This is a genomic window from Actinoplanes sp. NPDC026623 (genome assembly GCF_040638275.1).
Classification (GTDB): domain Bacteria; phylum Actinomycetota; class Actinomycetes; order Mycobacteriales; family Micromonosporaceae; genus Actinoplanes.
This window is the reverse complement of record NZ_JBEZXZ010000112.1, coordinates 16919-28273: the sequence shown is the minus strand read 5'-3', so window position 1 is coordinate 28273 and position 11355 is coordinate 16919. Positions and strand designations below refer to the sequence as shown.

Annotated in this window: 9 protein-coding genes; 1 reads left to right on the top strand and 8 read right to left on the bottom strand. The window is 72.1% G+C overall.

All coding sequences use genetic code 11. From position 1 onward, the window contains the following. Positions 1-29: 29 nt before the first annotated feature. Positions 30-1118, bottom strand: a complete 1089-nt coding sequence (locus AB0F10_RS28050) for a cellulose binding domain-containing protein (RefSeq protein WP_360631306.1) — start codon at positions 1116-1118, stop codon at positions 30-32. Between the two features lie 189 nt (positions 1119-1307). Between AB0F10_RS28050 and AB0F10_RS28045 the strand changes: the two genes are divergently transcribed. Next, the gene (locus tag AB0F10_RS28045) at positions 1308-3542 is read left to right on the top strand and encodes a cellulose binding domain-containing protein (protein WP_360631303.1); all 2235 of its coding nucleotides are present in this window, start codon (positions 1308-1310) and stop codon (positions 3540-3542) included. Between the two features lie 541 nt (positions 3543-4083). On the opposite strand, the gene AB0F10_RS28040 is transcribed toward AB0F10_RS28045, so the two are convergent. The 7 genes from AB0F10_RS28040 to AB0F10_RS28010 form a co-directional block, all read right to left on the bottom strand. Next, a complete protein-coding gene (locus tag AB0F10_RS28040; protein WP_360631300.1) occupies positions 4084-4527 on the bottom strand; it encodes a hypothetical protein in 444 nt (147 codons plus the stop codon). 126 nt (positions 4528-4653) lie between these two features. Beyond that, complete coding sequence (locus AB0F10_RS28035; RefSeq protein ID WP_360631297.1) at positions 4654-5289, bottom strand: hypothetical protein; 636 nt, start codon at positions 5287-5289, stop codon at positions 4654-4656. 411 nt (positions 5290-5700) lie between these two features. Continuing rightward, positions 5701-6291: a dihydrofolate reductase family protein gene (locus tag AB0F10_RS28030; protein ID WP_360631294.1), complete on the bottom strand. Its 591-nt coding sequence runs from the start codon at positions 6289-6291 to the stop codon at positions 5701-5703. Between the two features lie 67 nt (positions 6292-6358). Beyond that, a complete protein-coding gene (locus AB0F10_RS28025; protein WP_360631291.1) occupies positions 6359-7198 on the bottom strand; it encodes a helix-turn-helix domain-containing protein in 840 nt (279 codons plus the stop codon). 111 nt (positions 7199-7309) lie between these two features. After that, the gene (locus AB0F10_RS28020; protein ID WP_360631288.1) at positions 7310-8668 is read right to left on the bottom strand and encodes a heterodisulfide reductase-related iron-sulfur binding cluster; all 1359 of its coding nucleotides are present in this window, start codon (positions 8666-8668) and stop codon (positions 7310-7312) included. Next, entirely contained in the window at positions 8668-9807 is a 1140-nt protein-coding gene (locus AB0F10_RS28015; RefSeq protein ID WP_360631285.1) for an FAD-binding oxidoreductase, read from the bottom strand. Before AB0F10_RS28015 ends, AB0F10_RS28020 begins: the two co-directional genes overlap by 1 nt. Continuing rightward, positions 9807-11255, bottom strand: a complete 1449-nt coding sequence (locus tag AB0F10_RS28010; RefSeq protein ID WP_360631282.1) for an FAD-linked oxidase C-terminal domain-containing protein — start codon at positions 11253-11255, stop codon at positions 9807-9809. Before AB0F10_RS28010 ends, AB0F10_RS28015 begins: the two co-directional genes overlap by 1 nt. Between the last annotated feature and the right edge of the window lie 100 nt (positions 11256-11355).

The window sequence follows — 11355 nt, the reverse complement described above, 5'->3', positions numbered from 1 at the left end:
CGACGAGGTCCGGGGCCGCGGCCGTGCGCTCAGGAAATGGCCGCGCTCAGGGCCGGGTACCAGCGGTTGCAGATCTTCTGGTTGCCGCTGTCGTTCGGGTGCACGCCGTCGGGGGTGTCCGTCGCCGTGTTGAAGCCCGTCCACTGGTCGACCACGGTGACCGGGGAGGCCGCAGTGGTGGTCGCCGCCGCCCAGGCCGGGATCGCCGCGTTGAGGTCGATGACCCGCTGGCCGCATTCCGCGCAGTTGCCCGGCGCCATCGGCAGGATCTGGGCCACCAGGATCTTCATCCTCGGGTTCGAGGCGCGCATCTGGCCGACCAGCTTCGTGAACGCCGCGAGGATCGTGGCGGGGGAGCGGTTGTTCCACACGTCGTTGGTGCCGAAGTGCATCATCACCACGTCGGGGCTGGTGGCCGCGAGCCAGCCGGGTAGCTGGTTCTGGTCGGCGACGTTGGTGGCCAGGAAGCCGCCGTGTCCCTCGTTCTCGCCGTCGTAGGCGAAGCCGCAGCCCTGTGCGGGCAGCGTGCCGACGAAGTCCACCTGGGTCTGCCCGGCCTGCTGCAGCCGCTGCCAGAGCAGCGCCCGCCAGCAGCCCGGCGATCCGGTGATCGAGTCGCCGAGCGGCATCACGCGCACCTTGGTGCCGGGCGGCGGGGTGGTCGGCGGCGGGGTGGTCGGCGGCGTGGTGGGTGCGGTCGTGGTCGGCGGGGTGGTGACGCCGCCGGTGCAGGTCACGCCGTTGAGGGTGAAGGACGCCGGCACGCCGTTCGCGGAAGTCCAGGCGCCGTTGAAGCCGAACGACGTGGTCGCGTTGGTGCCGATGGCGGCGTTGTAGCCGGCGTCGCGCACCGACACCGCCGCGCCGGACTGGCTGACCGCGCCGTTCCACAGCTGGGTGATGGTCTGGCCGGAGGGGAACGGGAAGGCCAGGGTCCAGCCGGCGACCGGGTCGCCGAGGTTGGTGATCGCGACGGACGCGCCGAAGCCGCCCGGCCACTGGCTGGTGACGGTGTAGGCGACGCGGCAGCCGGCCGCGGCGGACGCCGGAGCGGCGAGCAGGCCGATTCCGGCGAGCGTGGCCGCGGCCGCGGCGGCGAGCAGCTTTCTGGGGGACATCGCTTCACCTCGGCTACTGAACCGCGAAAGGGGGAGTGGTCGCATCATGACACGGGAGCGCTCCCATAGATAGGGAAGAGATTCATCAAAGTTAATTTCCTAAAAATTTCGGGGGGTTGACGTAACTATTTCGCGGCGGCACTCTTGGGAGCGCTCCCAATTGATACGTGTCACTGTGAGGGGATCTCCATGGCGACCATCGGAAAGATCGCCGGCCTGGGCGTCGTGGCTCTCGGGGCCGCGCTGCTGACGGCCGTGGACGCGCAGGCGGCGGCCGGCTGCCGGGTCGCCTACGCGGTCACCAACACCTGGCAGGGCGGCTTCGGCGCCTCGGTCGAGATCACCAATCTGGGCGACCCGCTCAACGGGTGGACCCTGGGCTGGACCTTCGGCTCGGGCCAGACCGTCACCCAGCTGTGGAACGGGGTCGTCACCCAGTCGGGCTCCTCGGTGAGCGTCAAGGACGCCGGCTACAACGCCGCGCTCGGCACCGGCGCGTCCACGTCGTTCGGCTTCAACGGCGCGACCACCGGCACCAACACCGACCCCACCGCGTTCACCCTGAACGGGGTGGCCTGCACCGGCGGCACCACGCCGACCTCGCCGCCGACGTCGCCGCCGGCCTCGCCGCCGACGAGCCCGCCGCCGACCTCACCGGCGACGCCCCCGCCGACCACCCCGCCGCCGGCCAACGCGGCCGGCCGGCAGATGGAGCGGCTCGACCGCGGGCTCATCAGCGTCCGCTCCGGCAGCGGCAACCTGGTCAGCTGGCGCTGGCTCGCCGCCGACCCCGCCGACGTGGGCTTCAACGTCTACCGCGGCTCGACCAAGGTGAACGGCACGCCGATCACCGCCTCGACCAACTACCTCGACGCCGGGGCCGCGGCCGGATCCGCGTACACGGTGCGGGCCGTCGTCGGCGGGGTCGAGCAGGCCGCCTCCGGCGCGTCGCTGAACTTCGCCAACGGCTACCTCGACGTGCCGATCCAGAACCCCAACAGCTCCGCGTACGCCGCGAACGACGCCAGCGTCGCCGACCTGGACGGCGACGGGCAGCTGGAGATCATCCTCAAGTGGGACCCGCTGAACTCCAAGGACAACTCGCAGTCCGGCGTCACCGACCCGGTCTACGTGGACGCCTACGAACTCAGCGGAGCCCGGCTGTGGCGCATCAACCTGGGCCGGAACATCCGGGCGGGAGCGCACTACACCCAGTTCCAGGCGTACGACTACGACGGCGACGGTGACGCCGAGGTGGCCATGAAGACCGCCGACGCGACCGTCTCGGGCACCGGCCAGGTGATCGGCAACTCCAGCGCCGACTACCGCAACTCGAGCGGCTACATCCTCACCGGCCCCGAATACCTGACGATGTTCGACGGCCGCACCGGCGCCGCCCTGTCCACCGTCGACTACGTCCCGCCGCGCGGCACCGTCTCCTCCTGGGGCGACTCGTACGGCAACCGGGTCGACCGCTTCCTGGCCGGCACCGCCTACCTCGACGGCACCCGGCCCAGCCTCGTCATGGCCCGCGGCTACTACACCCGCACCGTCGTCGTCGCCTGGGACTTCCGCAACGGGACGCTCACCCGGCGCTGGACCTTCGACAGCAACAGCTCCACCAACTCCGGCACCGCCGGGCAGGGCAACCACCAGTTGTCGGTCGCGGACGTGGACGCCGACGGCCGGGACGAGATCATCTACGGCTCGCTGGCGATCGACGACAACGGGGCCAAGCTGTGGAACACCGGCCTCGGACACGGCGACACCCTGCACGTCGGCGACCTGGACCCGTCCCGCTCCGGCCTCGAGGTGTTCAAGGTGGACGAGGACTCCAGCAAGCCGTCATCGTGGTTCGCCGACGCCCGTACCGGCCAGGTGATCTGGTCCACCCCGGCGAACGGCGACAACGGCCGAGGGGTGTCCGGCGACATCTGGTCCGGCAGCGCCGGCGCGGAATCCTGGTCCGCGGCGGCGGACGGCGTGCGCAACCCCTCGGGCTCCGTGGTGTCGAGCCGCAAGCCCGGCTCGACCAACTTCCTGGCCTGGTGGGACGGCGACCCGGTCCGCGAGCTCCTCGACGGTACGCACATCGACAAGTACGGCACCTCGTCGGACACCCGGCTGCTGACCGCCTCGGATGTGCACTCCAACAACGGCACGAAGTCGACCCCGTCGCTCTCCGGCGACCTGTGGGGCGACTGGCGCGAGGAGGTCATCTGGCCGAACACCGCCAACACGGCGCTGCGCATCTACGCGACGCCGACCGCGACGGACCGCCGGATCACCACGCTGCTCCAGGACTCCCAGTACCGGATGGCGCTGGCCTGGCAGAACACGGCCTACAACCAGCCGCCGCACCCGAGCTTCTTCATCGGGGCGAACATGGCGACCCCGCCCCGGCCGATCATCAACCAGCCCTGACCCAGGGCGGCCGGCAGGTCCTGCCGGCCGATGCGACGGGGGCATGAGCAGCGAGCAGTGGCGACGGCGGAACAGGCGCCCGGGCCGCGCTCGCGGGCGGCGTGGGCCCGCCCGGTATGGGGTGGGCGTACGGGGCGGGCCCACCCGTGTACGCGGTGCGGGCCGGAGCGGACGCGATTCCGTAGATCAATCATGGCGCTGGGCCGTCTCCCGGCCGTCCGCTCGAGGCGCCGGCATGGGAGCGTGACCGACATGACTGGACCGAACCAGCCCCCCGAACCGCCGAGGCCGACCATGGCCACAGCGTTTCCCGAGGTGATCGCCCGAGTCGTCGCAGTGCTCAATCAGATGGGCCACAGCGACCTCGCCGACTCACTTGCCGGTCAGTCCTTCTACGGTCAGTGCCACTGCGAGCCGGGATGCGGAGCCGGACGGACGCAGGACTTCGGGTGACCGGACGACTGATGTGCGACAGCGCCACTGTCCGGACCACCGGGGGCTCGGTGGCGTTCAGTCGGCGCGCTGCGCGAGCGAATCCGGCTCAGCGTGCCCGTGCGGCGCCTTGCCGATCGCGGACCGGCAGGGCGGAACCATCGCTGCTTCGTAACACCGTCCGGCTACCCGGCGGTGCGGCCAGGGTCAGCGGGACCCAGGCCAGGTTGTTGACGGTGCCCAGGCCCGCACACGGCATCGCGCGGTTCTCACGGCTCACGACCGTCCCCACCCTCACCTCCGTCGGTGTCTCGGCCGCTTGGACCTCGAACTGCTCCGCGCAGTAGCCCTCTTTCGTCCAGGTCACGGCCACGAACACAACGAGAGGATCACCTGGCGAATTCGTGATGGCGAGCTGTGGCTCAAGCCGCGTCTCGGTCACCGCCAGGCTTGCCAGTGGCCCGATGCCGTGAAAGCCGGCCGCGCCGGCGCCGGCCGCGGCGCATGCCAGGGCGGTGACGGCTCCGACGAGCCAACGGCGCGTAAGGCTCACGGCATCCCTCTTCAGCAAGCAACGGCGCGTGACCGTAGCAACCCTGCCGGTCTGGGCGCGAGGGTGACGAACGGCTTGCGGGCCGCACCCGCCGGGGTGCGACCCGCAAACAGAGCGGTTCTGTAGTTAGTGACCACCGCCCCCGTGGCCGCCGCCGGAGCCGCCGCCGCCGTGGTCGTCGTTGCCGCCGCCGCCACCGTGGTCGTCGTTGCCGCCGCCACCGTGGTCGTCGTTGCCGCCGCCACCGTGGTTGCCGTAGCCGCCGCCGCCGTGGTTGCCGTTGCCGCCGCCGCCGCCGTGGTTGCCGTTGCCGTAGCCGCCGCCGTGGTCGCCGCCGCCGTTACCGTAGCCGCCGCCACCGTGGTGGTCGCTGCTGCCGCCGCCGTTCCAGTGGCCGCCGCCGTACCAGGGCGGCCGGTTCGGCCAGCTGTTCGGCCAGTAACCCGGGCGCCAGTGGTCGGCCCCGCCGCCGTTCCAGTAGTAGTCATCGACGACCAGGGCCCAGTGGCCGCGGTGGAAGCCCCACCGCACGCGCCAGCAGGTGTAGTCGTCCCAGGCGCCACGGCGCTCACCGAAGCTGCCGGCCCGGTCACACATCCAGTAGTTGCGGTAGTAGCCGACGATCTCGTCGTTGTACTGACGGTTCTGCTGCTGGCCGATCGAGCTGCCCGTTGCGGCCTGCCCGGTGGCGGGCGCGGCCTGAGCCGCCGCTCCCATCCCGAGCGTCGCACCGGCCAGCAGGCCCACGCCCACCGTCGTCATTCGCGCTGCCGTTTTCATGTCCACCCCTTTTGCTACGGGAGCGTTAAGTCCCGGATATGGAAACATGAATCGCCGGGGCCTGTCCGGGGGTTTGAAAAAATGATTTTGAAATTGCCGGAGACGTGCGCATCAATCGACGCGTTCAGGCCGCCTTTTATCGGCGGCACCAAGGGTCGCGGTAAGCCGGACCCGTCACTTCAGCGAGACCTGTTCACCCACGTTTCGCGGTCATGGTGCCGATGTGCGGCCCAGTTGCGGATGCGACGCGACGGACCGATGGGCCGATTGGTTGTCGGTATTCCTCGTCGGCGGCACCCGTCCCGGGCTCCTCTGACGGCATTTTTTTGAACTGACGTTTATCCGGCCGGTCACCGAGAAGGAACGACAGAGGCGAAAGGTCGAATTGGCCGCTCAGGTCGGTCGGCGGCGCACCCGATAGCGCAGGTGAAGCACCCGGTCGCCCTGGATCACCACGTCCGGATCATCCAACAGGTGCTGCGCATGGACCGACCCGAAGTAGCGCTTTCCGGACCCGAACACCACGGGCACGACGTCCATGCGCACCTCGTCGACCAGGCCCGCGGCGAGCACCTGGCCACCGACGTCGCCGGCGGCGACCTCGACGATGCGGTCGCCCGCAAGCTCCTGCGCCTCGACCACGGCCGCCTCGACGCCGCCGGCGAAGTGGAACGGGGCCCCGGGGTCCCAGCCCTCGGGCGCGGGCCGGTGCGTCACGACGACCACGTGGTCGATCCCGGCGGGCGGCTTGCCGTCCCAGCCGTCCGTCAGGTCGAAGACGTGCCGGCCGACGACCGTCACCCCGATCTGGTCCCAGTACGGCCGGGTGTGGTCGTAGGACGTCTGCGACACCGTCACCAGGCCGCTCTCGTCCAACGGGACGTCACCGCCGGACAACCAGTCGAACAGCGGCCCGGGCTGGTCATTCTCGTCCGCGACGAAGCCGTCCACCGACACCGAGCCGTACATGACCACCTTGCCCACGGGGGCCTCCTCTGCTTCTGGGTGCCCCTCAAATTAGCTTCTCGTGAGCTGCCGCTCTTGTAAGAAATCAATCGACCGGCAGCGGCCAGCCGTCCAGCGCGTGGCCGGGATGTTCGCGCAGGAACCGCCGCCGGACTTCGACGTACCGGGTCGGCGTGAGCCCGGTGAACGCCCGGAACTCGTGGCCGAAGTGAGCCTGGTCGAAGTAGCCCGCGCCACCGGCGAGGTCACCCCAGTCGATCGGTCCGGCGGGGTCGATCGCCAACACGGTGGCGGCGAAGCGGTGGGTGCGGGCCAGCCGCTTCGGCGTGACGCCGATGAGCTCCTTGAACCGCTGTGCCAGATGAGTGCTGCTGACGCCGGCTGCCGCGCTCAGGTCGCCGATCGCCACCGTCCCGCTGGTCGCCGCGATGACGCTGCTCAACTGGCGGACCAGCCCCAGGCCGCGGGTCCCGCGCAGCCGTCGCATCAGATCCTCCTCGAGCAGCGTCAGCATCTCGTGCGGTCCGTCCGCCGCGGCCAGCCGGTCCCGCAGCTCGGCAACGGCGGGCCGGCCCCAAACCTGCTCCATCGTCACCGGCCGGTCGCACAGCTCGGCCGCGGGCATCGGCAGGAACGGCGCCAGCCCCCACGGCTTGACGTGCGCGCCGACGGACCGGGTCGGGAGCGGGTAGCCGAAGTCCAATGCGCGGGTGGGCGTGGTGATCACACAGCCGTCGGCGTACTCGGCCGTCTCGATGTCGGTGCCGGCGCGGATGCGGAACGGTGCCCCGAGGTTGACGATGAGCAACGCCCCCGGCATCGGCGGCAGCATCAGCCGGGCGTACGGCGGCGCACCCTCCAGGTAGTAGAGGTCGTCGATCAGCCCGTCCAGCGGCGGTCGCGGCACTCTGGACACGTACTCCATGCCCACAGCATCGCCGACGCCCCGCCGGCAGCCCACGCCGGGACATCGGTACTCCTGATCCGGAGATCCTGAGTCCGCCGCCGGCCGACTGCGCCGTGACCCGTTGGGCAGCTATCCGGACGACCCGGGCGGCGTCAGCAGTGCCGACGCCGGCAGGCCGCGGATCGACGCGTCCAGGACCTCGGCCGTGTGTGCCAGCGCGATCTCGCCGTTCCGGCGCCGCACCGCGGACGCGACCTGCATCAGGCAGCCCGGGTTCGCCGTCACCAGCAGCCGCGCGCTCGTCGCCAGCACGTGCGCCGCCTTGCGGTCGCCGAGTTCCGCCGCCGGGACCGGGTTCAGGATGTTCCAGACGCCGGCCGAGCCGCAGCAGATCTCCGGGTCGGCGATCTCGCGGACCTCGAGGCCGGGTATGCCGCGCAGCAGCGCGCGCGGCTGCGCCCGGACGCCCTGGGCGTGTGCGAGGTGGCAGGCGTCGTGGTACGCGACGGTCAGCGGCAGCGGGTGCCGCCGCGCGACCGGCCCGAGCTCGAACAGGATCTCCGACAGGTCGCGGACCTTCGCCGCGAACGCGGTCGCCCGCGCGGCGTAGGCCGGGTCGTCGCGGAGCAGTTCCGCGTACTCCTTCATCGACGAGCCGCAGCCGGCGGCGTTGACGATCACGTATTCGACGCCGGCCCGTTCGAAGCGGTCGATCAGCTTGCGGGCGAAGCCCTGGGCCTCGGCCTCGCGCCCGTTGTGGACGCTCAGCGCGCCGCAGCAGCCCTGCGCCGGCGGGATCACCACGTCGCAGCCCTCGGCCGCGAGGACCCGCACGGTCGCCGAGTTCACGCCCGGGAAGAACGCGCCCTGCACGCAGCCGGTCAGCAGGCCCACGACCGCGCGGCGCGGTCCGCGGGCCCGCACCCGGCGGGGCGGTTTCGGCACCCGCCGGAGCCGGGGAGCCAGCGAGTCCAGGGTGGCCAGCGTGGGTGCGAGCCGGGGCAGCAGTCCGCTGCGGGCGACGAGGCCCTGCAGGCCGCTGGCCTGGTAGGCGCGCAGCGGGCCGCGCAGCAGGCGCAGTCGGCGCGGGTACGGGAACAGCGCGAAGATCGCCTCCCGCAGCGCCCGGTCCCGGCCGCCCCGGCCGTGCCGCCGCTCGACCTGGGCCCGGGTGTCCTCGATCAGCCGGTCGTATCGCACCCCGGACGGGCAGGCGGTCACGCAGGCCATGCAGCCGAGGCAGGCGTCGACGTGCCGGACCATCGAGTCGGTCATCGGTTCGCCGTCGAGGCCCTGTTTCATCAGGTGGATCCGGCCCCGCGGCGAGTCCGCCTCCTCGCCCCACAGCACGTACGTCGGGCAGGTGGTCAGGCAGAAGCCGCAGTGCACGCAGTCGTTGACGATGTCGAGCCGGGGCGGACGGTGCCCGTCGAAGGCCGGCTCGCCGGCGACCGGCCCCAGCACGTCGCGCGGCGTGGCGTCGACCATCAGATTCCTCCCACGAAGCGGCCCGGCGCGAACCGGTGTCCCGGGTCGAACTGGTCCTTCACCCGGCGCATCAATTCCAGGCCCGGCACCGGGCCCCACATGTCGATCCGCTCGCGCACGTGCTGCGGTGCGGTGAGCACCACCCCGTGGCCGCCGGCGCGGATCGCCGTCGCGCGCAGCCGCTCGACGACGGCCGGGGCCGTGTCGACGGGAACGTCGGCGTAGAGGACGCCGGTGCCGGCCGAGCCGCGCAGCGCGACGCCGCAGGAGAGCAGGTCCGGCACCCGCGACAGCGGCGCGGTCAGCTTCATCCCGGCCCGCGCCCACGGGTACGCGCCCCACCAGGGCGGCAACTCGTCGGTCTCCTCGGCGCCGAGCGCCTTGCAGAGGGTGGCCGCCCGGTCCCGTACCCCGGCGGGGGTGCCCTCCACCAGCACGGCGAGGGTGACCGGGCCGTCGGCGGGCGCGTCGATCTCGACCGCGGCCGGCACCACCTGCTCGGCCCGGACGGCCGCCAGCAGCGCGCCGATCCGGTCGGCCGGGGCGGTGCGGACGACCAGGGCCCGCGCGGCGGGGCGCGGGTGCAGCCGGAACGCACACTCGGTGATCAGCCCGAGCGTGCCGTAGGAGCCGGTGAACAGCTTGCCCAGGTCGTACCCGGCGACGTTCTTCACGACCTTGCCGCCCGAGCGGGCGACCATGCCGCCGGGCCGGACCACCGTGATGCCGATCAGCAGGTCGCGCACGGTGCCGTAGGCCAGGCGCCGGGGCCCGCTGGTGTTCGCCGCGACCGTGCCGCCGATGGTCGCGCCGGGCAGGGACGGGTCCAGGGCCAGCTGCTGACCGGGGAGGTCGAGCCCGGCGAGGGGGGTGCCGGCCCGGACCACCATGATCAGGTCCCCGGCGGCGTGCTCGACGACGCCGGTCAGGTTGCGGGTGTCGACGATCAGGTCGAGCCGGCGCGGCGGCAGGCCCCAGTCGAGTTTGCTGCCGCCGCCGCGCACCACGACCGCGAGGTCGTCGTCGGCGGCAGCGCGCAGCACCTCGGCGGCCTCCGCAGTGCTCGCCGGCGCCGCGACGAACCGGGCCGGCACGCCGCCGACCGTGTCCGCCTGCGTCGCCGCCGTCCAGAGCGCCATCAGAACAGCTCCGCCGGATCGGCTTCGGTGGCCTTGCGCCGCCGGGGCACCTCGCCGCAGAGCCGGGGCGTGGGGAAGACCTTGCCGGGGTTGGCCAGCCCGGCGGGGTCGAAGGCGCAGCGCAGCAACTGCATCGTCTCGAGGTCGTCGGCGGTGAACATCCGCGGCATGTACTTCGCCTTGTCCATGCCGACGCCGTGCTCGCCGGTGATCGAGCCGCCGTACTCGATGCACAGGTCGATGATCGCGCCGGACACCTCCTCGGCGCGTTCGGCCTGCCCGGGCACGCCGTCGTCGAAGAGCACGAGCGGGTGCAGGTTGCCGTCGCCGGCGTGGAAGACGTTCGCGACCCGCACGCCGTGCGCGCGGGAGACCTCGCCGATGCGGTGCAGCACCTCGGGCAGCGCCGTCCGCGGGATGACCCCGTCCTGCACGATGTAGTCCGGGCTGATCCGGCCGACGGCGGCGAACGCCGACTTGCGTCCCTTCCAGAACAGCGCCCGCTCGGCCGGGTCGGCCGCGATCCGCAGCTCGAACGCGCCGTTCTGCTCGCACAGCGCGGTCACCTGCTCGAACTGCGCCTCCACCTCGGCGAGCGGCCCGTCCAGCTCGACGATCAGCACCGCGCCGGCCCCGGCCGGGTAGCCGCAGGCCACGGCCGCCTCGGCGGCCTCGATGGCGAGGGCGTCCATCATCTCGACGGCCGCCGGGACGACCCCGGCGGCGATGATCGCCGAGGTGGCCGCGCCGGCCTGGTCGGTGGTCCCGAAGGCGGCGAGCAGCGTACGCACGGACTCCGGCAGCCGGGTCAGCCGCACCGTGACCCGGGTCGCGATGCCCAGCGTCCCCTCGGAGCCGACGAACGCGCCCAGCAGGTCGTAGCCGGGCGTGTCGGGTGCCCGGCCGCCCAGCTCGACGAGGTCGCCGTCGGGCGTGACGATCTGCGCCCCGATCACGTGGTTGACGGTGAAGCCGTACTTGAGGCAGTGCGCCCCGCCGGAGTTCTCGGCGACGTTGCCGCCGATGGAGCAGATCTGCTGGCTGGACGGGTCGGGGGCGTAGTAGTAGCCGGCCGGGGTGGCGGCGTGGGTGACGTGCAGGTTGATCACGCCGGGCTCGACCACCGCGCGCTCGTCCTGCGGCGCCACCTCGACGATGGCGCGCATCTTGGACGTCACGATCAGCACGCCGTCCGCGTGCGGCAGGGCGCCGCCGGAGAGCCCGGTGCCGGAGCCGCGCGCGACGAACGGCACGTCCGCCTCGACGCAGGCCCGGACGGTGCGGGCGCACTCGGCGGCGTCGCGGGGCAGCACCACCAGGCCGGGGGTGACCCGGTAGTGGGCGAGGCCGTCGCACTCGTAGGTGCGCAGCTCCTGCCGGTCGCTGATCACCCGGTCGGCGCCCAGCCCGGAGCGCAGCGCGACGGCGAGACGTTCAAGCGTGGTCATCGGCGACCCCCTGGACGACAAGGTAACCCGACGGGCCGCCGGCCGGCACCGTTGAAACAATTCGTTCATCTATGAACATCGATACGAGCGTAATGTCACG